The 23,533-nt window shown below is 64.1% G+C and carries 22 protein-coding genes; 10 read left to right on the forward strand and 12 right to left on the reverse strand.

The genetic code is table 11. The annotated features are described in order from the left end of the window. The first annotated feature begins 63 nt into the window (after window positions 1-63). Window positions 64-666 carry an aminoacyl-tRNA hydrolase gene (gene pth, locus FRZ40_RS09440; protein ID WP_147233949.1) on the forward strand — a complete coding sequence of 201 codons (603 nt, stop codon included), beginning with the start codon at window positions 64-66 and terminating at the stop codon, window positions 664-666. Window positions 667-699: 33 nt separating this feature from the next. Further along, on the forward strand, window positions 700-1,791 hold the full coding sequence (gene hisC / locus FRZ40_RS09445) for a histidinol-phosphate transaminase (RefSeq protein ID WP_147233950.1): 1,092 nt from the start codon (window positions 700-702) through the stop codon (window positions 1,789-1,791). Window positions 1,792-1,875: 84 nt separating this feature from the next. Here hisC and FRZ40_RS09450 read toward each other — a convergent pair whose 3' ends face one another. The 3 genes from FRZ40_RS09450 to rsmD all read right to left on the reverse strand — a co-directional run bounded on the left by FRZ40_RS09450 (window position 1,876) and on the right by rsmD (window position 3,520). Then, entirely contained in the window at window positions 1,876-2,133 is a 258-nt protein-coding gene (locus FRZ40_RS09450; protein WP_028365031.1) for a YfhL family 4Fe-4S dicluster ferredoxin, read from the reverse strand. A 148-nt stretch (window positions 2,134-2,281) separates the two neighbouring features. Beyond that, window positions 2,282-2,788 carry a pantetheine-phosphate adenylyltransferase gene (coaD, locus tag FRZ40_RS09455; RefSeq protein ID WP_028365032.1) on the reverse strand — a complete coding sequence of 169 codons (507 nt, stop codon included), beginning with the start codon at window positions 2,786-2,788 and terminating at the stop codon, window positions 2,282-2,284. Window positions 2,789-2,905: 117 nt separating this feature from the next. Then, window positions 2,906-3,520, reverse strand: coding sequence for a 16S rRNA (guanine(966)-N(2))-methyltransferase RsmD (rsmD, locus tag FRZ40_RS09460; RefSeq protein ID WP_028365033.1), 615 nt, complete (start codon window positions 3,518-3,520; stop codon window positions 2,906-2,908). Window positions 3,521-3,843: 323 nt separating this feature from the next. On the opposite strand from rsmD, the gene ftsY reads away from it, so the two are divergent. Continuing rightward, window positions 3,844-5,013, forward strand: coding sequence for a signal recognition particle-docking protein FtsY (ftsY, locus tag FRZ40_RS09465; protein ID WP_028365034.1), 1,170 nt, complete (start codon window positions 3,844-3,846; stop codon window positions 5,011-5,013). Between the two features lie 108 nt (window positions 5,014-5,121). Here the strand turns inward: ftsY and maiA are convergent, their stop codons facing one another. Both maiA and FRZ40_RS09475 read right to left on the reverse strand, forming a co-directional pair. Next, complete coding sequence (maiA, locus tag FRZ40_RS09470) at window positions 5,122-5,766, reverse strand: maleylacetoacetate isomerase (protein WP_147233951.1); 645 nt, start codon at window positions 5,764-5,766, stop codon at window positions 5,122-5,124. A gap of 34 nt (window positions 5,767-5,800) precedes the next feature. Further along, window positions 5,801-6,499: a fumarylacetoacetate hydrolase family protein gene (locus tag FRZ40_RS09475; RefSeq protein WP_147233952.1), complete on the reverse strand. Its 699-nt coding sequence runs from the start codon at window positions 6,497-6,499 to the stop codon at window positions 5,801-5,803. A 300-nt stretch (window positions 6,500-6,799) separates the two neighbouring features. Here FRZ40_RS09475 and ybiB point away from each other — a divergent pair, with 300 nt between their 5' ends. Together ybiB and leuA are read left to right on the forward strand one after the other, a co-directional pair. After that, window positions 6,800-7,768 (forward strand): DNA-binding protein YbiB, encoded by a 969-nt coding sequence (ybiB, locus tag FRZ40_RS09480; protein ID WP_147233953.1) that lies wholly within the window; start codon window positions 6,800-6,802, stop codon window positions 7,766-7,768. Between the two features lie 522 nt (window positions 7,769-8,290). Then, a complete protein-coding gene (leuA, locus tag FRZ40_RS09485; protein WP_147233954.1) occupies window positions 8,291-9,949 on the forward strand; it encodes a 2-isopropylmalate synthase in 1,659 nt (552 codons plus the stop codon). 121 nt (window positions 9,950-10,070) lie between these two features. Here leuA and FRZ40_RS09490 read toward each other — a convergent pair whose 3' ends face one another. Beyond that, window positions 10,071-10,454, reverse strand: a complete 384-nt coding sequence (locus FRZ40_RS09490; RefSeq protein WP_028365039.1) for a nuclear transport factor 2 family protein — start codon at window positions 10,452-10,454, stop codon at window positions 10,071-10,073. 45 nt (window positions 10,455-10,499) lie between these two features. After that, window positions 10,500-11,063: an acyloxyacyl hydrolase gene (locus FRZ40_RS09495; RefSeq protein ID WP_028365040.1), complete on the reverse strand. Its 564-nt coding sequence runs from the start codon at window positions 11,061-11,063 to the stop codon at window positions 10,500-10,502. A gap of 364 nt (window positions 11,064-11,427) precedes the next feature. Here FRZ40_RS09495 and rpoH point away from each other — a divergent pair, with 364 nt between their 5' ends. The 5 genes from rpoH to cydX all read left to right on the forward strand — a co-directional run bounded on the left by rpoH (window position 11,428) and on the right by cydX (window position 15,821). Further along, a complete protein-coding gene (gene rpoH, locus FRZ40_RS09500; protein ID WP_028365041.1) occupies window positions 11,428-12,363 on the forward strand; it encodes an RNA polymerase sigma factor RpoH in 936 nt (311 codons plus the stop codon). 313 nt (window positions 12,364-12,676) lie between these two features. Further along, entirely contained in the window at window positions 12,677-12,949 is a 273-nt protein-coding gene (gene cydP / locus FRZ40_RS09505) for a cytochrome oxidase putative small subunit CydP (RefSeq protein ID WP_147233955.1), read from the forward strand. Then, entirely contained in the window at window positions 12,939-14,528 is a 1,590-nt protein-coding gene (locus FRZ40_RS09510; protein WP_147233956.1) for a cytochrome ubiquinol oxidase subunit I, read from the forward strand. Before cydP ends, FRZ40_RS09510 begins: the two co-directional genes overlap by 11 nt. Before the next feature lie 25 nt (window positions 14,529-14,553). Further along, window positions 14,554-15,690, forward strand: a complete 1,137-nt coding sequence (gene cydB, locus FRZ40_RS09515; protein WP_147233957.1) for a cytochrome d ubiquinol oxidase subunit II — start codon at window positions 14,554-14,556, stop codon at window positions 15,688-15,690. An 11-nt stretch (window positions 15,691-15,701) separates the two neighbouring features. Then, on the forward strand, window positions 15,702-15,821 hold the full coding sequence (cydX, locus tag FRZ40_RS09520; RefSeq protein WP_028365045.1) for a cytochrome bd-I oxidase subunit CydX: 120 nt from the start codon (window positions 15,702-15,704) through the stop codon (window positions 15,819-15,821). A 69-nt stretch (window positions 15,822-15,890) separates the two neighbouring features. Here cydX and nagE read toward each other — a convergent pair whose 3' ends face one another. The 5 genes from nagE to FRZ40_RS09545 form a co-directional block, all read right to left on the reverse strand. Next, complete coding sequence (gene nagE, locus FRZ40_RS09525; RefSeq protein WP_147233958.1) at window positions 15,891-17,663, reverse strand: N-acetylglucosamine-specific PTS transporter subunit IIBC; 1,773 nt, start codon at window positions 17,661-17,663, stop codon at window positions 15,891-15,893. 108 nt (window positions 17,664-17,771) lie between these two features. Beyond that, entirely contained in the window at window positions 17,772-20,360 is a 2,589-nt protein-coding gene (gene ptsP / locus FRZ40_RS09530; RefSeq protein ID WP_147233959.1) for a phosphoenolpyruvate--protein phosphotransferase, read from the reverse strand. 13 nt (window positions 20,361-20,373) lie between these two features. Next, window positions 20,374-21,381, reverse strand: a complete 1,008-nt coding sequence (locus FRZ40_RS09535; protein ID WP_028365048.1) for an SIS domain-containing protein — start codon at window positions 21,379-21,381, stop codon at window positions 20,374-20,376. Then, a complete protein-coding gene (nagA, locus tag FRZ40_RS09540; protein WP_028365049.1) occupies window positions 21,374-22,477 on the reverse strand; it encodes an N-acetylglucosamine-6-phosphate deacetylase in 1,104 nt (367 codons plus the stop codon). Before nagA ends, FRZ40_RS09535 begins: the two co-directional genes overlap by 8 nt. An 80-nt stretch (window positions 22,478-22,557) precedes the next feature. Beyond that, window positions 22,558-23,292: a GntR family transcriptional regulator gene (locus FRZ40_RS09545; RefSeq protein WP_028365050.1), complete on the reverse strand. Its 735-nt coding sequence runs from the start codon at window positions 23,290-23,292 to the stop codon at window positions 22,558-22,560. Between the last annotated feature and the right edge of the window lie 241 nt (window positions 23,293-23,533).

The raw sequence follows: 23,533 nt of genomic DNA on the forward strand, positions 1-23,533 counted from the left end.
GCCCCGGCGGGTTTTTTTTCGATTAATTCAGGCTGCGCGGCCTGCCGTGCGGCTCACTCGAACATGATCAAGCTGATCGTCGGGCTCGGCAATCCGGGCGCCGAATACACCGCGACCCGCCACAACGCCGGCTTCTGGCTCGTCGACCAACTCGCTCGCGAAGCGGGCACGACGTTGCGCGACGAGCGGCGTTTCCACGGCTTCTACGCGAAGGCGCGTCTGTACGGCGAGGAAGTGCATCTGCTGCAGCCGATGACGTATATGAACCGCTCTGGTCAGTCGGTCGTCGCGCTCGCGCATTTCTTCAAGATTCTGCCGGACCAGATTCTCGTCGCTCACGACGAACTCGATCTGCCGCCCGGCACCGTCAAGCTGAAGCTCGGCGGCGGCAGCGGCGGGCACAATGGCCTGAAGGACATTTCCGCTCATCTGTCGACACAGCAATACTGGCGGCTGCGCATCGGCATTGGCCATCCGCGCGATCTGATCCCCGAAAGCGCCCGCGCCGGCGCGAAGCCCGATGTCGCGAACTTCGTGCTGAAGCCGCCGCGCAAGGAAGAACAGGATGTGATCGACGCGTCGATCGAGCGCGCGCTGGCAGTGATGCCGACTGTCGTCAAGGGCGAACTCGAACGCGCGATGATGCAACTGCATCGCAATCCCTGACGCGACACGCGTCCACGCATACAGGAGAGAAGCTTGAGCCGCTACTGGAGCGATATCGTTCACCGGTTGACGCCGTATGTGCCAGGCGAGCAGCCTGCGCTCGCGCATCCCGTGAAGCTGAACACCAACGAAAATCCGTACCCGCCCTCGCCCGCCGTGCTGCGCGCGATCCGCGAGGAACTGGGCGAGCACGCCGAGTCGCTGCGTCGTTATCCCGATCCGACGGCGCGCGTATTGCGCGAGACGGTCGCAGCACAGCACGGGTTAAAAGCGGAACAGGTGTTTGCGGGCAACGGTTCGGATGAAGTACTCGCGATCGTGTTTCAGGCGCTTCTCAAGCACGACAAGCCGATTCTCTTTCCGGACATCACGTACAGCTTCTATCCGACGTACGCGCGTCTTTACGACGTCGAGTATCGGACGATTCCACTCGACGACACGTTCCAGATTCGCGTGGACGACTACATGCAGCCTGACGGCGAGCCAAACGGCGGGATCATCTTCCCGAATCCGAATGCACCGACAGGTCACGCGCTGCCGCTTTCGGACATCGAGCGAATCGTCGCGTCGAATCCCGATTCAGTCGTGGTTATTGACGAAGCGTATGTCGACTTCGGCGCGCAATCTGCCATTCCGCTGATCAGCAAGTATCCGAATCTACTCGTCGTCCATACGACGTCGAAGTCGCGTTCGCTCGCCGGCATGCGGGTCGGCTTTGCATTCGGCGACGCCGCGTTGATCGATGCATTGACTCGCGTAAAGGACAGCTTCAATTCGTATCCGCTCGACCGCCTCGCCCAGGCCGCCGCGACGGCCGCGTATAAGGACGACGTGTGGTTTCGCGAATGTACGGACAAGGTCATCGCCAGCCGCGAACGGCTGACGTCGCAGTTGACGGCGCTGGGGTTCGAAGTCGTGCCGTCGTCGGCGAATTTCGTGTTCGCGCGCCACGAAGGCTACGATGCGGCCACGCTCGCAGCTCGACTGAGGGAAAAGGAAGTCTTCGTGCGGCACTTCAGGCTGCCGCGCATCGACCAGCATCTGCGTATTTCGATCGGCACGGATGCCGAGTGCGACACGCTGCTGGACGCGCTGAAGGATATTCTTGGCGGGTACGCCGGTTAAGGCGTCGGTCTAAGACAAACGGCGCCGCTTGAGCTATCGCCTAAGCTATCAAACGGCGCCGCATTCAGACGAATCAGGCAGCAACTAGGCGCTCTTCGCAGCCTGCAGCCCGTTGTACTTGTCCATCAACTGTTCCGGCGTTTCCAGATGTTCCGGATTGCGCGGAATACATTCGACGGGACACACCTGCACGCATTGCGGCTCATCGAAGTGGCCGACACATTCGGTGCACTTCTTCGGGTCGATCACATAGATTTCCGGGCCCATCGAAATTGCGTCGTTCGGGCACTCGGGCTCGCATACATCGCAATTGATGCACTCGTCGGTAATCATCAGGGCCATGCTGTTCTCACTTCATGCCGGCGCGCCGTGTTCCTGCACGCACCGGTAAAAACGTTCCGTAATCTGCAATTTTACGCCTCCCGGATAGACCACACTAAGCATCCGGTTATCGCAAAACGCCCGCGTTCCGCCGCGAGGCGCACGCAGATCACGGATTGGCAGCGCGAGCCTGTTCGTAAGCGGCGACCTTGTCCTGCAGCCGCTTTTCCACCGACGGGAACACGAACTTGCTCACATCGCCGCCCAGTTGTGCGATCTCGCGGACGATCGTGCCCGAGATGAACTGGTATTGGTCCGACGGCGTCATGAACATCGTCTCGACGTCGGGCAGCAGATACCGGTTCATGCCCGCCATCTGAAACTCGTACTCGAAATCCGACACGGCGCGCAGCCCGCGCACAATCACGCGCGCGTTGTTGATGCGGACGAAATCCTTCAATAGTCCCTTGAAGCTCATCACCTGGACGTTCGGATAGTGGCCGAGCACTTCGTTCGCAATCTCGAGGCGCTCTTCGAGCGTGAAGAAGGGCCGCTTGTTGCGGCTGTCCGCGACACCCACCACCAGCGTGTCGAAAATGCTCGATGCTCGACGCACGAGGTCTTCGTGACCGCGCGTGAGCGGATCGAACGTACCCGGATACACGGCGACAACCATGGGATTTCTCCTCTCTACTGACTAGAAGGCGTGCCGGAGCACACCCTGCAGGACTCGTCTGACGACGATATCGCGCGCGTAACGGCAGCCCGCCCGGCGCTTGTTATGGAACGCGCATTATTCCTCATTTTCGCGCTGCAGCAAATGAAAGTAGACGGCGCCCGCCTTGCCCTGCCGCACCACCGACCAGCCTTCGAGCGCCGCATGCGCGGCGGCGTCGAGGGACTCTCCCGACTCGACGTAGAGAAAACCATCCGCGCTGACCAGCGGTGCTGCTAGCTCCAGCGAGCGGCCGAGCAGATCCTCACCGAACGGCGGATCGATGAACACGACGTCGAACGAACCAGGCGCGAGGCTCGCGGCGAGGCGCAACGCGTCGGCTTCGGCGATTTCGATTGCCCGCGCCGACAGCTTCGCCTGATTCGCCCGCAGTTGCGCGGCGGCGCGCGCATTGCGCTCGACCATCAGCACGCGCGCAGCGCCGCGCGACGCCGCTTCGAAACCGAGCGCGCCGCTGCCGGCGAAAAGATCGAGACAACGCTGGCCATCGAGCTGCTGGCCAAGCCAGTTGAACAGCGTTTCGCGGACGCGGTCGGGCGTTGGGCGCAAGCCGTCGAGATCGATCACGGGCAGCGGTGTGCGTTTCCAGTCGCCGCCGATGATGCGGATCGAGTGTGCCTGGCCGCGGCCGGAAGGCGCGCCTTTTGCGCGGGCGGGAGAAGTACGGGACATGCGTTTCATGTGTTGAGCGTGCGCCCGCCGATCGTCGGCAAACGGTCGATCGGCGAGCCGGAGCGCCCACGTTACCACACGCGCGCAAGCGCACTGGGCGAAGTTCACCACGTCGGTGCGCGCCCTGCCCGCGATCACGACGGCGCCTGACGCGCCTGATAAAATGTGCGGCTTCAAGCGCCTCGCATGCCTGACTGTCGTGCGGTCGCTGCCGGACCGCCCGCCGGCCACCGGAATGCCGCGTAGCCGCTCATCGCCGCATGTCGCCACGCGCCGCCGGGCCAAAAGCGGGAATCCGGCACACTTTCACTCCAGCCCAGACCATGTTCAGCTTTTTCAAACGATTCAAGGGTTCCAAGGCGCCCGACGACACGCCTGATGCGTCGCAGACCGATGCCGGCACAGATGTCGACATGCGGGACGAGGCGCAGCCGGAAGCGCCCGCCGCGCCCCGTCAGCAAGCTCTTCCGGATTCCGCCGACGCGCCCGAATTCGATCCCGACTACGTCCCTGACGCAGCCGATTTCGAAGATACGGACGACGAAAACGATGCAAACGTCGAAATCGTCCCGCCGCCCTTGCCCGAAGCTGCCGCCAAACGCTCGTGGATCACGCGTCTTCGCAGCGGTCTGTCGAAAACGAGTTCGAGCATCACGGGTATTTTCGTCGGCACGAAGATCGACGAAGATCTGTACGAAGAACTCGAGACGGCACTGCTGATGTCCGACGCGGGCGTCGATGCAACGGAATATCTGCTCGAAACGCTGCGCGAGAAAGTGCGCGCTGAGCGCCTCACCGATCCGCAGCAGGTCAAGACCGCGCTGCGCACGCTGCTCGTCGACCTGCTGAAGCCGCTCGAGAAGTCGCTGACGCTCGGTCACTACCATCCGACCGTGATGATGATCGCGGGCGTCAACGGCGCAGGCAAGACGACGAGCATCGGCAAGCTGGCGAAGCATATGCAGCGCTTCAACCAGTCGGTGCTGCTCGCTGCGGGCGATACATTCCGCGCGGCCGCGCGCGAACAGCTCGCGATCTGGGGCGAGCGCAACAACGTAACGGTCGTGCAGCAGGAAAGCGGCGATCCCGCGGCGGTGATTTTCGATGCCGTCGGCGCAGCGCGCGCGCGTAAGATCAACGTCGTGATGGCGGATACGGCCGGCCGTCTGCCGACCCAGCTTCACCTGATGGAAGAATTGCGCAAGGTGAAGCGCGTGATCGGCAAAGCGATGGACGGCGCGCCGCACGAAGTGCTGCTCGTCATCGATGCGAACACGGGTCAGAACGCGCTCGCCCAGGTGAAGGCATTCGACGACGCGCTTGGGCTCACCGGCCTGATCGTGACGAAGCTCGACGGCACGGCGAAGGGCGGCATTCTCGCGGCGATTGCGCGGCAACGTCCCGTGCCCGTGTACTTCATCGGTGTCGGCGAGAAGGTCGAAGACCTGCAACCGTTCAGCGCCGAAGAGTTTTCGGATGCATTGCTCGGGTGATGCAGCGATCGCCTGAGAGCGAGTGAAATTCAAAGGGCGTCATGTGTTTGCATGACGCCCTTTTTCATTGCTTCTGCATGGCGAGCGCTTCCGTATCAGGAGGCCTCCTCACTCCGCGTCGGGCTGCACGGAAGGTTCGGCACGCGCGAACGCATCGAGCGAGTTCGCGTATTCGCAAATGCGCCGGATCGTCGGATACGGACTCAGATCGACATTGAAGCGGCTCGCGTTGAAGACCTGCGGCACGAGACAGAGATCCGCGATGGTCGGCGTATCGCCGAAACATAGCTTGCCGGCGCGGCCATCCGCGACCAGATACTCTTCGAGCGCGGCAAAACCCGAACTGATCCAGTGGTGATACCACGCGTCTTTCACCTCGTCGCTCACGCCGACCGTGCGCTTCAGATACTTCAGTACGCGCAGGTTGTTCAGCGGATGGATCTCGCACGCAAGCTGCTGGACGATCGAGCGGACGTACGCGCGATCGGCGGGCTTCGACGGCAGCAGCGCCGGTTCGGGACGCGTTTCTTCCAGATACTCGATGATCGCGAGCGACTGCGTGATCACGTCGTCGCCGTCCACCAGCGTCGGCACGATGGCGTCGTGATTGAGCTTGCGATATTCGGGCTTGAACTGCTCGCCGCCTTCGCGCAGCAGATGCACGGGCATGTACTCGTACGGCAGGTTCTTCAGGTTCAACGCGATGCGCACGCGATACGACGCGGAACTGCGAAAGTAGCTGTACAGCTTCATTGTGTAGTCCTCCCCCTGAATGGATCCGGCGGCGTCAGACCACGCGCACGCTGAATTCTCCCAGCCCGTCCACCCCGCCCTTCATCAGGTCGCCCTGGACGATCGCACCGACGCCTTCGGGCGTGCCGGTGAAAATCAGGTCGCCGGGCTGCAGTTCGAAGAAGCTGGACAGATACTCGATCGTCTCAGCCACCGACCAGATCAGCTGCGACACATCCGAGCGCTGCTTTTCTTCGCCATTGACGCTGAGAAAGATCGCGCCCTTGTCGATATGACCGACCTTGGTAACGGGATGAATCGGACCGAGCGGCGCGGAGTGATCGAAGCCCTTTGCCGTGTCCCACGGACGGCCCAGCTTCTTCGCTTCCGCCTGCAGGTCGCGGCGCGTCATGTCGAGACCGAGCGCGTAGCCGTAGACGTGATCGAGCGCGCTGCTGGCGGGAATGTTCTTGCCTGCCTTGCCGATCGCCGCGACGAGTTCCATCTCGTAGTGGACGTTCTTCGACTGCGCCGGATACGGAAACTCGCCCGTGGCGCCGGGCGCGACGTACAGCACGGCATCCGCCGGCTTGGCGAAGAAAAACGGCGGTTCGCGGTCGGGGTCGTGGCCCATTTCGCGCGCATGCGCTTCGTAATTGCGGCCCACGCAGTAGATGCGGCGCACCGCGAACTGATCGTCCGATCCGACGACTGGCACTGCCGTCACCGGCGCTGGCGCAAACACATAACCCATTCCGTTCTCCGTCTTCTATTGAGCCGCTCTGACGCGGCGAAGCATTGAGTGTAACGCGGCGCCGTTTCGCGCGTCGCCTGGCCGAACGGCCAGGTGGCGGCCACGGAAGCCATGCCGTAAGGTTCATGGCAGGCCGCCAATTTGCTCGCACCTCTGCTCCCGCATCGCTCGAATTCTGGACGCGAGCCCGGCGTGCGATACTCGAAACGAACGTAGCGCGTCGAACCGCGTCCGCCTGCGAAAGCAAACGCCGCCAATCAATCGTTGCTGCCCGCCGCCCCCAAAATACCGATTTGCCCGATGACCGATTTCACCGACACCACGCCTTTTCCCTGCGCCCGTTTCATCAAGGAAATCGGCCGCGGCCCCAACGGCGCGCGCGCGCTCACGCCGGACGACACGCACGCGCTGTACGCCGCGATGCTCGACGGTCGCGTTTCCGATCTCGAACTGGGCGCGATCCTGCTCGCGTATCGGGTGAAAGGCGAATCCGCCGACGAACTGGCCGCGATGCTGTCGGCAGCGCACGCGTCGTTCGCGCCGATCGATGTGAAGCACGGCGCACATCAGGCAGTGTCGATTCCAAGCTACAACGGCGCGCGCAAGCAGCCGAACCTCGTGCCGCTGCTGGCGTTGCTGCTCGCGCGCGAGGGCGTGCCCGTGCTGGTGCACGGCGTGACGGAAGATCCCGGCCGCGTGACGAGCGCCGAAATCTTCGCGCTTCTGAACGTCGCGCCCGCGCAGACGCACGGCGACATCGAAGCGGGCCTCGCGAGCCAGCGCATCGCCTTCGCGCCCATCGAAACGCTCGCGCCGAAGCTCGCGCGACTGCTGTCGCTGCGTCGGCGGATGGGCGTGCGCAATTCGACGCATACGCTCGTCAAGATTCTTCAGCCGTTCGCGCCGGCCGGTCTGCGGCTCGTGAACTACACGCACCCGCCGTATCGCGAGAGCCTGACGCGGCTGTTCGTTTCGCATCCCGACGCTGCCGTTGGCGGTGCGCTGCTCGCGCGCGGCACAGAAGGTGAAGCCGTTGCCGATACGCGCCGCCAGGTGCAGATCGACTGGCTGCATGACGGCATCTGCGAAACGCGCGTCGCCGCCGAGCGCTCGTCGCCGGATGCGCCCGAAGTCGACCTACCCGAAGGCCGCGACGCGCCGACCACGGCAGCGTGGATCGCAGATGTCCTGCGCGGCGATGCACCGGTGCCGGCCGCCATCACGCGGCAGGTCGAACTGATCGTCGAGATTGCGCGGAAGGCCGCCTGACAAGGGCTAACGGCCTTCCGGCAAGCCGTTTCCACCCTCGGAAGGAACGCATTGCAGCCAGTTCCGGGTTGACAGGCCCACGCCGCCTCGCTTATCTTTTAACAATGCGTTCCTTTCCGAACACCCTCCGAATTACCCTCGGCCGCCTAGCGCGGCCCCTATCGCTACGTCTAGCGTAAGCAAGGCGTAGCGCCGCGTGCAGTCGCCAAAGCGGCTGCAGCGGTCCTCCTGGCAGTTCCCGTCGTTCCGTTTCACCCCAGTCCGTAGTTCCTTCAAAACCTGTAGTCGTCTGTGTTCGTCCGTTTACCGTCCGGACGAATCGCGAGGGTCAAATGCACGTTGCATGGGCTTCCGTTCCGATCGTTGCCTTCGTTGTCGTTCCGATGACGTCGTTGTTTGTTCGCGCCCGTTCGTTGCTCCCGCTAGCGCCCGGCTTGCGGGTCGTGCATCTGTGGCAACCCGCCAGCCGCTCGAAGCCACATCCCCCAGCACACGACTAAACGAATCGAACGAGGCCTTACCATGTTGCGCAACCCTGCCGAGAAATACCGTCCCTTCCCGACCGTCCGTTTGACCGGCCGAAAGTGGCCCACCCGCACCATCGACCACGCGCCCGTCTGGATGAGCACCGATCTGCGCGACGGCAACCAGTCGCTGATCGAGCCGATGAGCATCGCGCAGAAGACCGAGTTCTTCGACATGCTCGTCGCCATCGGCTTCAAGGAGATCGAAGTCGGCTTCCCGTCGGCGTCGCAAACCGACTTCGATTTCGTCCGCAAGCTGATCGACGAAAAGCGCATTCCCGACGACGTGACCATCGAAGTCCTCGTCCAGTCGCGCGCAGACCTGATCGCGCGCACGTTCGAGGCGCTCGAAGGCGTGCCGCGCGCCATCGTCCATCTGTACAACGCGATCTGCCCGTCGTTCCGCAAGATCGTCTTCAACCAGTCGAAGGAAGACGTGAAGGCGCTCGCTGTCGAGGGCACGCGGATCATTCGCGAACACGCCGACGCCCGTCCGCAGACGCACTGGACCTATCAGTATTCGCCGGAAACCTTCAGCATGACCGAGCTGCCGTTCGCGCGCGAAGTCTGCGACGCCGTGGCGCAAACGTGGCGTCCCACGCGCGATCACAAGATGATCGTGAATTTGCCCGCCACCGTCGAAGCCGCGACGCCGAACGTGTATGCGGACCAGATCGAATGGATGGACCGCAATCTCGGTTATCGCGACAGCATCGTATTGTCGGTGCACCCGCATAACGACCGCGGCACGGCTGTCGCGGCAGCGGAACTCGCGTTGATGGCAGGCGCGGACCGCATCGAAGGATGTCTGTTCGGCAACGGCGAGCGCACGGGTAACGTCGACATCGTCACGCTCGCGATGAATCTCTACACGCAGGGCATCGATCCCGGCCTCGACTTTTCGGATATCGACGCCGTGCGGCGCGTGGTCGAGCGCTGCAACCAGATTCCCGTGCATCCGCGCCATCCGTACGCGGGCGACCTCGTCTACACGGCGTTCTCGGGCTCGCATCAGGACGCGATCCGCAAGGGATTCGCGCAGCAAAAAGCCGATGCGGTCTGGGAAGTGCCCTATCTGCCCATCGATCCCGCCGACGTCGGCCGCAGCTACGACGCCGTCATCCGCGTGAACAGCCAGTCCGGCAAGGGCGGTTCGACCTACCTGCTCGAGCGCGGCATGGGCTTCGCGCCGCCGCGCCGCGTGCAGGTCGAATTCAGCCATGCTGTGCAAACGATCGCCGACCAGTCAGGCGAGGAAGTGACGGGCGACGCGATCTGCGCGCTCTTCGCCCGCGAATACTTCGAGACGGAAGGCCCGGCGCAGCGAGTGAACGGCTCGACGGTGCGCTGGAACAAGCGCGAGATCGGCGTGCCGGCGACGGCAGCGGCGAGTGTCGACGGCCATGAAGCCTACGCGAAGGCCGTCGCGCAGGAACTGGCCTCGGCGGCGAAGCAGGCCATCGAGATCACGTCGGTTGAAACAATGCGCGCGGCGGACGGCCGTACAGCCGTATTCGTCGGCTGCCGGGTCGGCGATCAGCCGATGCGGCACGGCGTCGGCGTCGCGGAAGACGACATGACGGCCGTCGTCGATGCCGTCGTCAGCGGCGTCAATCGCGCGGGCTGGCCGGCTGTCGACCGTCGGGTCGCGGCATAACGGTTCGGCAGCAAAAGGAAACACGCAAAAACGCAAACGCCGGCGATTCACCCGTCGCCGGCGCACACGGACCGCTCACGAAGCGGCTCCCGTCAGGAACAGAGTGATCGCGCGATCCGCGTCACTCGATTGCGCAACGCGTCGCCTGCCACGCGATCAGGCGCCACTTTCCGTCTTCCTGCGCCTGAATGGCCGTGTAGGCGATCGGAAACAGCAGCGCGCCATTGTTCGCTTCCATCTCGATCAGCGCGCGGCCCGTGACCACGCAGGTCTCGCGCCCGACGGGCAGCACCTCCTGCGACTGCACCTCGATCTGGCGATAACGCCGGCGCCCGGCCGTGATGGCGTCGATGAACTGCTGTTTCGACTCGCGCTTGCCGTTCGTGTGGACGTAAATGACGTGGTCCGAGAGCAGCGCGTCGAGCTGCTGGCCGTTCCCTTCCACCATCGCGCGAAAGCGATCGCGCTCCAGCCCCCGAATCGCCTCGATCACCTTTGCCGCCATCGCGTTCGCCCCTATCGACGACCGCGCCGACAACGGCAACGGTCGTCAGAAGTTGTACTGCACGTAAATCTGGTGGAAATTTATACCAGGATTCGGCTCTTTGATACCGCCGTTCGAGACATGCTGAAAGCGGTAGCCGAGCTGATACTGCTGATGGTCGCCGAACTGCGCGCCGACGCCCGCCATGTCGGCGAACTGGAACGCAGAGCCCATCGTGAAGGTCGAAGAGAGTCGCGGGTGAGTCAGCACACGCACGCCGACGCCGGCCTCGACGAACGGCCGGAACCAGCCCGAGCCTTTGATGAACCGGATCACCGGCGTCACGCCGAACTCACCGATGTTCTCGTTCTCGTTGCCTTCGTCCGTATGCCACCAGGCCGCGTGCGCTTCACCCAGCAGCGCGAAGTGCCAGCCGCCGATCTCCCACCACGTCAGATTGGGATCCCAGACAAAGCCGAGGTCGAGTTTGCGGACGTGATGGTCGGCCGTGCCGCCCGTAACCTGAATGCCCAACTGGTCTGCCGAAGCCAGACCGGATGCGCCAAGGAACGTTGCAGCCGCGGCGCATTTGAGCACCACGTCGATCCAAGCCTTGATCTTTTTTTCCATCGTACGTCCACCAGATGCGGGGTTGAGCGAGGACATCGCGCAGGGACATTTTAGAGACAGTAGCAACTATCGGACCCTTTATTCCTGACCAAAAAGTAGCAAATAACTGCTTCCGTTTCCGAAAAAATCTCGCTCTCGATTGCGGAATTCTGCCGCATTCGACGAATCCTATGCGTTCGCTGCCAAACCCGCAGATGAGGTACGATAGAGGCACGACGCTATTAGAAGGTAGATTCCAATAGCATTTCGGGAACTTGGATGGCCCTACGGCTTCTAAGTATTAGCACTCGGTAGATGAGAGTGCTAACATCCATCTTGGTCTGGCAATTGCCAGACTTTTGTCTGAATAAAAGGAGTTTGCTACGTGAGCAACACATTGACCCTCCCGAGTACTCTGAGCCCGTCGTCGGCTAAGGCCGCTCCGGCAGGTGCACTGGCGCTCTCGCATGCTTCTCTTCTGCCCGGCCAGCTGGGCAATATCGACGCCTACATCCAGGCCGTAAACCGGATTCCGATGCTGACGCCGGCAGAAGAGCGCCAGTTCGCCACCGAATACCGCGAGGAGAACAACCTCGGGTCCGCACGCAAGCTCGTCCTGTCGCACCTGCGGCTGGTCGTGTCGATCGCGCGTAACTACCTGGGGTATGGCTTGCCGCACGCCGACCTGATCCAGGAAGGCAACATCGGCCTGATGAAGGCCGTGAAGCGCTTCGACCCGGAGCAGAACGTGCGTCTCGTGTCGTACGCGATGCACTGGATCAAGGCCGAAATCCACGAATACATCCTGCGCAACTGGCGCATGGTGAAAGTGGCGACGACCAAGGCGCAACGCAAGCTGTTCTTCAACCTGCGCAGCCACAAGCAAGGGTTGCAGTCGTTCACGCCGGACGAAATCGACGGTTTGGCGAAAGAGCTGAACGTCAAACGCGAAGAAGTGGCCGAAATGGAAACGCGTCTGTCGGGTGGCGACGTCGCGCTCGAGGGTCAGGTCGAAGACGGCGAAGAAGCATTTGCCCCGATCGCCTATCTGGCCGATTCGCACAGCGAGCCGACGGCCGTGCTGGCTGCGCGTCAGCGCGACAAGCTGCAAAGCGACGGTATCGCGAGCGCGCTGGAATCGCTCGACCCGCGTAGCCGCCGCATCATTGAAGCGCGCTGGCTGCAGGTGGAAGACGATGGTTCGGGCGGCTCGACGCTGCACGAACTGGCCGACGAGTTCGGCGTATCGGCCGAACGGATTCGCCAGATCGAAGCAAGCGCGATGAAGAAGATGCGCACCGCGCTCGCCGAATACGCGTAACCGTAGAGAAGCAGCGGGCACGCCGTCCACCGGCGGTACCCGTTACGAACAGAGCCCCGCTCTTCGCAAGAAGGCGGGGCTTTTTCTTATGCGTCGTCGAATGTTGCGTCGATCCGCGTCAATGTCGGGACATTGCCTTGACCTCGCGCAGAGCGTGATTTATCAAGTGGAAGAACGGACGCCTGTTCGCGACACGATGACGCGGGCTTGTCCGTCAGCTCATTCCTACAATGGTTAGGCTTGCGCCAGTGCCGCAGACGATGCGCACTGGATCCTGCCGGGTCGACCGGCGCGATGTCGTTGCCGATCGAACATGGCCACAACGCTCAATCACAGGAATGCCTCACGCCGCGCGTTCGCCCGCCGCGTCGCCGCGTGGGCTCGCGGTCCCACCTTCGCTCGCGACATCGTGATCGTGCTCGCGATCAAATTCGCGCTTCTGCTCGCGCTCAAATTCGCGTTCTTCAATCATCCGCAGGCCCGGAACATGTCGCTGCCGCCTGCGCAGGTCGCACAGGCGCTGCTGTCGGTGCCAGCCTCCGTCCCATCGCCGCCTCCGCATCAAGGTGACAACCATGCCCGCTAGCGACGTCGTCGATCTCTCGCGTCTGCAATTCGCCGTCACGGCGCTCTATCACTTCCTGTTCGTGCCGCTGACGCTCGGGCTGTCGTGGCTGCTCGTCATCATGGAGAGCGTCTACGTGATGACGGGCAAGCAGATCTACAAGGACATGACCCAGTTCTGGGGCAAGCTGTTCGGCATTAACTTCGCGATGGGCGTGACCACGGGCCTGACGCTCGAATTCCAGTTCGGCACCAACTGGTCGTACTACTCGCACTATGTCGGCGACATTTTCGGCGTGCCGCTCGCTGTCGAAGGGCTGATGGCGTTCTTTCTCGAATCGACCTTCGTCGGCCTGTTCTTCTTCGGCTGGAACCGGTTGTCGCGCGTCCAGCATCTGATGGTCACGTTCCTCGTGGCGCTCGGCTCGAACCTGTCCGCGCTGTGGATCCTGATCGCGAACGGCTGGATGAACAACCCGGTCGGCGCGGAGTTCAACTACGAAACGATGCGCATGGAACTGTCGAGCATCTTCGACGTGATCTTCAATCCCGTCGCGCAGGTGAAGTTCGTGCATACGGTGTCGGCGGGTTACGTGACGGCATCGATGTTCGTGCTCGGTCTCTCGTCGTGGTATCTGCTCAAGCGCCGCGACATCGACTTCGCGCTGCGCTCGTTCGCGGTCGCTTCCGGCTTCGGGCTCGCCGCGACTTTATGCGTGATCGTGCTCGGCGACGAATCGGGCTATACGACGGGCGAAGTGCAGCAGATGAAACTGGCCGCGATCGAATCCGAATGGGAGACGGCGCCGCCGCCCGCGCCCTTCACGATCATCGGTATTCCGAACCAGCAGGAAGAGCGCACCGATTACGCGCTGCGCGTGCCGTACGCGCTCGGCATCATCGCGACTCGCTCGCTCGACGAACCTGTCGTCGGGCTGAAGGAACTGATGGCGCAGAACGAGACGCGCATCCGCAACGGCATCCTCGCGTACGGCGCGCTGCAAAAAATCAGGCAAGGCGATGCGACGGACGAGACGCACGCCGCCTTCGACGCGCACAAGAAAGATCTCGGCTACGGCCTGCTGCTCAAGCAGTTCACGCCGCGAGTCACCGACGCCACCGCCGATCAGATCAGACAGGCCGCGAAGAAAACCGTCCCGCCCGTGCTGCCCGTGTTCTGGTCGTTCCGGCTGATGGTCGGCCTCGGCATCCTGTTCCTTGCGACCTTCGTGCTGGCGTTCTTCTTCTGCGCGCAGCGCTCCCTGCTGCGCGACAGCCGGCGCTGGTTCCTGTGCTGGGCCGTGTGGGCCATTCCGCTGCCGTGGCTCGCGGCCGAATTCGGCTGGATCGTCGCGGAAGTCGGGCGCCAGCCCTGGACCATCGCGGGCATTCTGCCGACGTCGCTGTCGTCGTCGAGTCTGACGGCAGGCGACCTGTATCTGAGTCTCGCTGGCTTCGTCGTGTTCTACACCGCGCTGTTCATCATCGAGATCACGCTGATGTTCAAGTACGCACGGCTCGGGCCGTCGTCGCTGCACACGGGCCGCTATCACCACGAACAGACCTCGCGGCCGCCCATAGGCGCGAACACGGCGGCATGACGAAGACAAGAAAGAGGACAACGCTATGGACTACGCAAGCCTCAAAGTGATCTGGTGGGTGCTCATCGGTGTGCTGCTGATCGGCTTCGCGCTCACCGACGGCTTCGACATGGGCGCAGCGATCCTGCTGCCCTTCGTCGGCAGGACGGACGCCGAGCGGCGCATTGTCGTGAACACGGTCGGCGCGACGTGGGAAGGCAACCAGGTCTGGCTGATCACGGCGGGCGGCGCGATGTTCGCGGCGTGGCCGCTCGTGTATGCCGCGTCGTTTTCGGGTTTCTACTTCGCCATGCTGCTGGTGCTGTTCTCGCTGTTCTTCCGCCCCGTCGGCTTCGACTATCGCGGCAAGCGCGACGATCCGCGCTGGCGAACCGCGTGGGACTGGGCGCTGTTCGTCGGCGGCTTCGTGCCCGCGCTCGTGTTCGGTGTTGCGTTCGGCAACCTGCTGCAAGGCGTGCCGTTCGCATTCGATCAGGATCTGCGCGTCACCTATCACGGCAGTTTCTTTGGACTGCTCAATCCGTTCGCACTGGTGTGCGGCGTCGTGAGCGCGTCGATGCTGGCCGCGCACGGCGCGGCGTTCGTAAAGATGAAGGCGGACGGCATCGTCGCGCGGCGCGCTTCGGTGGCGCTGCGCGTCGCGTCGCTCGTCGCCGTCGGGCTGTTCCTGATTGCGGGCGTGCTGGTGTCGACCTTGATCGGCGGCTATCAGATCAGCGAACCCGCGCCGCTCGATACCGTCGCCAATCCGCTGCTGAAAAACGTGATCGGCGCGCCGGGGCTGTGGCTCACCAACTACGCGATGTATCCGTGGATGATCGCCGCGCCGATCGCGGGCGTGATGGGCGGCGTGCTGGCGCTCGTGCTCGCGAACTCGCGCTTCGAGCGCACCGCTTTCCTGTCGACCTCGCTGATGGTGATCGGCGTGATCCTGACGGCGGGTTTTTCGATGTTTCCGTTCATCATGCCGTCGTCGCTCGACGGACGCAGCAGCCTCACCGTCTGGGATTCGACGTCGAGTCAGATGACGCTGCAGATCATGCTGATTGCCGTGATCGTTTTCCTGCCGCTCATCCTGATCTACACGAGCTGGGTGTATCGCGTGATGCGCGGCAAGGTGACGGCCGACGCGATCGAACAGAACCATCACTCGATGTACTGAAGGAGCGAGCCATGTGGTACTTCAGCTGGATTCTCGGCATTGGTCTGGCGCTCGCGCTCGGCATCATCAACGTGATGTGGCTCGAAGCGAATAATGCCGTCGATGCGGACGCGGACGGCGACAAGCGCTGAGCCGTAAACGCAAATCGGCGCCCCGCGGGGCGCCGATTTTCATCCCGGCAAGCCTTGAATGCCAGACGCTCAAGCCGTCGCCGTCAGACGGGTCGACAGTTGTTGCGCGTAACGCTGCGCCGACTCGCCGACGACGACGTGGAACGTATCCGTTGCCACCCATGCGACGCTTAGCGTGTCGAGACGCTGGCGATCGATAGCCGACGGATCGCGCACGACGATGCGCAGGCGCGTCGCCGCCACAGCCTCCAGCGATACGACGTTCGTCGCGCCGCCGAACACGGCGAGCCAGCGCAGCGGATCCGGATCGAGCGGGCCGTTGCCAGCCGTCGCAGCGACAGGCGCAGCAACCGCTGCCTTCCCTGGAACATGAGCAGGAACATGAGCAGGAGCCGCAGCAACAGCAGCCGCGCCGCCGCTCGCAATCGTCGAGCGGATTTCATCGGCGATGATGTCCGCTTCCGGTCCGATGATGACCTGCACCGCACCGCCGCCACGCTTCAGCACACCGCGCGCGCCGATCGACTTGAGTTCGTTCTCCGACACCTTCCCGGCATCGACCACCGACAGACGCAGACGCGTCGTGCACGCATCGACCACGGACAGATTCGCCGCACCGCCGAGCGCCGCGATGTAGCGCTGCGCGCGCGTGCCCGCTGCCGCCGCTGCGCCTTCGACGGGCGCCACATAACCGCCCGACGCGTACGACTCGACAGCCGCTTCCGGCGTTTCGGCCTCGCGGCCCGGCGTCGCCATGTTGAACTTGCGGATAAAGAAGCGGAACAGGCCGTAGTAGACGACGGCGTAGACGATACCGATCGGAATCGCCTCCCAGCCCTTCGTCGAGAGACCGTAGTTCAGCACGTAGTCGATCGCGCCCGCCGAGAACGTGAAGCCGAGCTTGATGCCGAGCGCCGAGCAGATCGCGAGCGAGAGGCCCGTCAAGACCGCGTGGATCGCGTAGAGCACCGGTGCGAGGAACATGAAGCTGAATTCGATCGGCTCCGTCACGCCCGTCAGGAACGACGTCAGCGCCATCGAGAACAGCAGGCCGCCGACCAGCGCGCGCTTCTCCTTCGGTGCCTCATGGAGCATCGCGAGACACGCGGCGGGAAGACCGAACATCATGATCGGGAAGAAGCCCGTCATGAACGTGCCCGCCGTCGGATCGCCCGCGAAGAAGCGATGCAGGTCGCCCGTCACGGCCGCGCCGCCCGGAGGCGTGAACGTGCCGAACACGAACCATGCGAGCGAGTTCAGGATGTGATGCAGCCCCGTCACCAGCAGCAGACGGTTCAGCAAGCCGAACACGAACGCGCCGATTGCGCCCGCCGTCGTCAGCCAGTGGCCGGCCGAGTCGATGGCCGCCTGAACAGGCGCCCACACGTAGCCGAACACGATGCCGAGCGCCAGACACGCGACCCCCGTGACAATCGGCACGAAGCGCTTGCCGCCGAAGAACGCGAGGTAGTCGGGCAGCTTGATGTCCTTGTACCTGTTGTACAGCATCCCCGCGACGATACCGGCGATGATCCCCGACAACACGCCCATGTTGAGCTTGTCGTTGATGTCCTTCATCACGGCGACTTCGACCAGATAGCCGATCGCGCCCGCCAGCGCCGCCACGCCGTTATTGTCCTTCGCGAAGCCGACAGCGACGCCGATCGCGAACAGAAGCGGCAGGTTGTCGAAGATCGCGCCGCCCGCGTCGGCGATCATCTTGATTTTGAACACATCGGGCTGACCGAGGCGCAGCAACAGGCCGGCGACAGGCAACACCGCGATCGGCAGCATCAATGCGCGGCCAAGGCGCTGAATCTTCAGAAACGGATTTCCATCCATTGATACCTCCACTCCTTTGTCTCGTGTAGTTGCGTAATTGCTTTACATGCTGGTTGAAATGTCGAGCTGACGAAGCCGGCTTTCGGACTGGTTGCGACGCAAGCGCACTCAGTCTTGCGGCCAGATTTCGCGGCTCAGGGCTCTTACCGCTTGTGCCGATTCGAGCGCCAGAGCGTCCTGGGCGCGCTGACGGCACAGCTGATAATCGAGATTGCGTACGCGCGCCTTGATGCCCGGCACGGAGACGGGATCGACCGACAGCTCGGTCACGCCGAGGCCGACGAGCAGCGGCACCGCGAGCGGATCGCCGGCGAGCGCGCCGCACACGCCGACCCACTTGCCGTGCTTTTCCGCGCCCTGCACGGCGGCCGACACCAGCCGCAGCACGGCCGGGTGCAGGCCGTCCGCCTGCGCGGCGAGATCCGGCTGGCAGCGGTCCATCGCGAGCGTGTATTGCGTAAGGTCGTTGGTGCCGATCGACAGGAAGTCCGCGTGCTTCGACAGTTGATCGGCGAGCAGCGCCGCTGACGGCACTTCGATCATCACGCCGACTTCGATCTTGTCGGTGCGGCCCGATTCAGCCGAGAGTTCGTCGATCCGCTTGCGCAGACGCACGAGTTCACCCGCGTCCGTCACCATCGGCAACAGGATGCGCACCTTGCCGACCGGCTGCACAGCGAGCAGGCCGCGCAGCTGGTCTTCGAGCAGATCCGGGCGCACCTGCGCGAGACGGATGCCACGCAGTCCGAGCGCCGGATTCGGTTCGGGCGGCAGCGTCAGATAGTCGACTTCCTTGTCCGCGCCGACGTCGAGCGTACGGATGATGGCCGTGCGTCCTTGCAGCGCCTCGACGATCGACTGATAGCTCTGGCGATGGTCGTCGACGGTCGGCGCCGCCTGACGATGGATGAACAGCAGTTCGGTGCGCAGCAGGCCGACGGCATCCGCGCCGTTGTCGACGGCCGTGGTCGCGTCGTCGAGTGTCGCGATGTTCGCGGCGACTTCGATCGCGCGTCCGTCGCGGGTTGCGGCAGCTTGCTGCGACGTGCGGCGGTTCGCCTCGCGCACGCCCGCCAGACGTTCGCGCTCGCTGCGCGCACGTTCGACGTCGAGCGCGCTCGGCGCGTATTCGAGGCGGCCCGCCGTCGCATCGACGACGACCTGCGTGCCGTCCGCGATCGCGTGCAATGCATCGCCCATCGCGACCAGCGCGGGAATGCCCGCCTGCCGCGCGATGATGGCCGCGTGCGAGGTTGCGCCGCCGCGCGCCATCACGAGCGCGGTGACGCGCTTGCGGTCCAGCGAAGACAGATCCGACGGCGTGAACTCGCCGGCGCTCAGCACGGCTTCATCCGGCAGCGAGCGCGCCGCCGCATTCGAATAGCCGAGCGCGCGCAGCACGCGCTTCTCGATGTCGCGCAAGTCGGCGGCACGTTCGGCGAGCAGCGCGTCGTCGACTTTCGACAGCACGCCGATCTGCGCGCGGATGGTCTCGCGCCACGCGAAGCCCGCGCTCTTGCCGAGGCTGATCAGATCGCGCGCGGCGTCGATCAGCGTCGGGTCTTCGAGCAGCACGCGATGCACGGCAAAGATGCCCGCTTCGCCATGCGCGCCGCGCTGCGATGCGTCGCGCACGGTCGTGTTCAGTTCGGCGTCGACGGCGGCGAGCGCCTTGTCGAGCTGACGGCTTTCGGCGGCAGGCGTGTTGCCCGTCGTCTCGGGCGGATCGATGTCCGCGTCGTCCCAGCGCACGAGCTTGCCGACGGCGATGCCGGGCGCCGCGCAGACGCCCGCGAGCGTGTTCGGCGCAAGGCTGTCGGCGCCTTGCGGACGCACTGCCGTGACGGGTGCAGGCGACATCTGCCGCGCGGGCTTCTCTTCAGCCTCGCCGTGAGCCTCGCGCGTCAGTTCGCGCACCACGGCGTCGACGGCCGCCTGCGCCTGCGCGCCAATACCGACGATCTCGACCGTTGCGCCCTGTCCCGCGCCCAGTCCCAGCAGACCGACGACACTTTCGATCGCCGCCTTCTTGCCGTCGAAACGCACTTCGACGCGCGCATCGAGACCGCGCGCGGCTTCACGTGCACGTGCCGCCGGGCGCGCATGCAGACCGCCCGCATGTTCCAGCACGATGCTCTGGCGCGCTTCCTCGCTAACGCTCGACGCTTCGCGCGACGCCGCCACGGCCGCGCCATCTTTCGCGCGCAGCGTCAGCAGCGGCGACTGGCCTGCCTTCAATGTGCCGCTGTCGGCACGCTCGACGATCCCGAATGCATCGGAGTTGGCGATCGCGATCACCGACACGAGGCTCGGCGCGTTGCGGGCGACCACGTCCTGGTCGAACTCGATCAGCACATCGCCCGTACGCACGGCCGCGCCCTGCTCGATCATCGGCGCGAAGCCTCGACCATTCAGTTCGACCGTGTCGATACCGATATGCAGCAGGATTTCGGCGCCTTCTGCCGTCGTGATCGTGACAGCGTGGCCGGTGCGCGCCAGATGCATCACGACGCCGTCGCACGGCGCAACGAGCTTGCCTTCCAGCGGATCGATGCCGATGCCGTCGCCGAACATGCCGCCCGAAAACACCGGGTCGGGCACGTTCGCGAGCGGGACGACGAGACCCGTCATCGGCGCGAGCAACACAATATGGCCTTCGGAATGGCTCTTCAAACGGGACTCCTCGACACGTCGCATCTGAATATCTCGATCAGTGAGTTTCGGTGACTTTCATCAGATGGCGCGGCGCATCAGGATTGCGTCCGCGCGCGGCGGCGAGGCCGGCTGCCATCACGTAGAAAGAAAGGATTGCGGCAATCGGATCGAGCGCGGCATGCGCCGTCGATACCAGCGGTAAAGTGGCTTCCGGCACGTCGTCCGGAGCGGCGAGCAGCACGCGCGCGCCGCGCGCCTGCATGTCGCGCGCGAGTTGCAGCAGACCGGCCTGTTCGGGGCCGCGCGGCGCGAACACGAGCAGCGGATAGTCGCGGTCGATCAGTTCCATCGGACCATGACGCACTTCGGCGCTCGAAAACGCCTCGGCCTGGATGCCCGACGTCTCCTTGAGTTTCAACGCCGCTTCCTGCGCGATCGCGAGGCCGAGACCACGGCCGATCACGATCATGCGTTCGACGTCGCGCAGTTCGTCCACGGCCTTCGACCAGTCGAGCGCGCCTGCGCGCGCGAGCGAATCGGGCAGCGACTTCAGCGCGCCAAGCAGCGCGTCGTCCTTCTGCCAATGCGCGACGAGTTGCGCGGACACCGACAGCATCGCGATGTAACTCTTGGTCGCCGCGACGCTCAGCTCGGGACCGGCGACGAGGGGCAGATAGAACTCGCACGCCCGTTCGAGCGGCGAGCCAGGCACGTTGACGGCGGCCACGGTCAGCGCGCCCGCGTCGCGTAGCGCCTGCATCGTGCCCACCAGATCCGGGCTCTTGCCCGATTGGGAGAAGCCGAGCGCCAGCTGGTCGCGCACTTTCAGCGGCGCCTGCTGGAGCGTGGCGACCGACATCGGCAGCGACGCGACGGGCAGGCCGACGCGGCTCATCGTCAGCGATGCGAAATAACTCGCCGCGTGATCCGAGCTGCCGCGCGCGACGGTCAGCGCGACGTGACGCGGCTCCTGTGCGAGCCGGGCCGCGAGCGCTTCGACGCGCGACGTATCGTTGAGTTGCGCGGCGACCACATCGGCGGACGCCAGCGCCTCTTTAAGCATATTCGACAATCGATTCTCCTTCGACGTAAGTCGCCGTCAGCGCCAGTTCGCGGTCGAACACGACGACATCGGCCCACGCGCCGCGCGCGAGGCGGCCGCGGTCTTCGATGCCGAGGTAGTCGGCGGCGTAGCGGGACATACGGTTTGAAACATCGGCCACCGGCAGGCCGAGCGATACGAGATTGCGCAGCGCCTGATCCATCGTCAGCGTGCTGCCTGCAAGCGTGCCGTCGGCAAGGCGCACGCCGCCGAGGCACTTCGTCACGTGCTGGCTGCCAAGGCGGTATTCGCCGTCCGGCATGCCCGTCGCCGACGTGCTGTCCGTCACCACGTAGAGACGCGGGATCGCGCGCATCGCGGCGCGGATCGCGCCCGGATGCACGTGCAGCAGGTCGGGAATGATTTCCGCGTATTCGGCATGCGCGAGCGCCGCGCCGACCATCCCCGGATTGCGGTGATGCAGCGGCGACATCGCGTTGAACAGGTGCGTGAAGCTGCGCGCGCCGTGCTTCATCGCGGCGACGGCGTCGTCGTAGGTGCCGAGCGAATGGCCGAGCTGCACGCGCACGCCGCGCGCGTTGATCTCGGAAATGATGTCCATGTGGCCGGAAATTTCCGGCGCGATCGTCACGACGCGGATCGGCGCGATCGACAGATACTTCAGCACCTCGTCGAGTACCGCCGATACGGCCGCGTCAGGCTGCGCGCCGAGCTTGCCGGGATTGATGTACGGACCTTCGAGGTGCACGCCGAGCACGCGCGCGCCGCCCGGCACGCGGTTCTTCGCGACGTCGCCGAGACCCGCGACGACGCTCATCAGCTCGTCGCGCGGCGCCGTCATCGTGGTGGCGAGCAGGCTCGTCGTACCGAAGCGCGCATGCGTGCGCGTGATCGCCTCGATTGCGTTGCCCGCTTCCATCACGTCGGCGCCGCCGCCGCCGTGCACGTGCAGATCGATGAAGCCAGGCAGGATGTACGGCGCATCGTTCGTCGACGGATCGACGGCGCCGCCTTCAATGGCCGAGATGCGGCCGTTTTCGAATTCGATCGTGCCGTGGATCCAGCCTTCGGGAGTGAGTATGTTTCCGGTCAGCATGAGTCTCTCTGATGTTGCGTTATGCAGTGCGTAACTGATTCGCGCCGCTCGCGTTCAACGTGTATCCGTTGTACGCAGGATCAAAGCCGCAGTTCAGCGACGAAGTCGTAGTAGTCGTCCCGGCAAAAAGTGTCCGTGAGTTCGATCGCGCGCTGATCGGCGCTATAGCCGACGCGCGTGATCAGCAGCAGCGCGCAGCCGGGCTCGATGTCCATCAGCGCGGCGATCTCGCTCGACGCGTTGACGGCGCGAAAGTGCTGCAGCGCGCGCACCACAGGCGCGCCGCGCTGCTCGAGAAAGCTGTAGAGCGAGCCGCCGATCGCCAGCGGATCGGGCACGATCGACACGGGCAGCGACGAATGTTCGACGGCCATCACGATGCCGTCGGCGCGGCGCAATCGGCGCAAGCTCGCCACCGACGCGCCCGGCGACAGGCCGAGGTGCACGATCTCGTCGCGGCTGGCCGTGCGCACGCCGCGCTCCAGCCACACCGAATCGGGACGGAAGCCGCGCTGCTCCATCTTCTTCGTGAAGCCGGTGAGACGCGACAGCGGGTCTTCGACGCGCGGCGTGATGAAACTGCCCGCGCCGCGCGCGCGCCGGATCAAGCCCTGTTCGACCAGCAAGGCAATCGCCTTGCGCGCCGTGATTCGCGACACGCCGATGGCGTCGGACAACGTGCGCTCCGACGGCAGCGCCTCACCCGCCGACCACACGCCGCAATGGATCGCCGTCGCCAGATTGCGGGCGAGTTGCAGGTACATCGGGGTGACGTTGTGGGCGTCAGGTGTCAGTGCGGACCAACGGGTTTCCATATGGCTCGGTCGGGATCGTGAGGATTCTGGAATGCTTAAACCTACGAAATCGGAGCCCATTATATAACCACAATAATACCAGTCAACGCACTGGTATCCAGCTGGTCTACATCACACAAGCCGTTGATCGGAAAGACATTTCGCGAATTAAGCGGTTTCCAACTGACAGATCACTGGCATTAGGGCATACCCGTATTTGAGACCAGTCGCGCAACTGGTCTTCCCAAATGGTCTGTCAAGT

The sequence above is a fragment of the Paraburkholderia azotifigens genome, from assembly GCF_007995085.1.
Taxonomy (GTDB): domain Bacteria; phylum Pseudomonadota; class Gammaproteobacteria; order Burkholderiales; family Burkholderiaceae; genus Paraburkholderia; species Paraburkholderia azotifigens.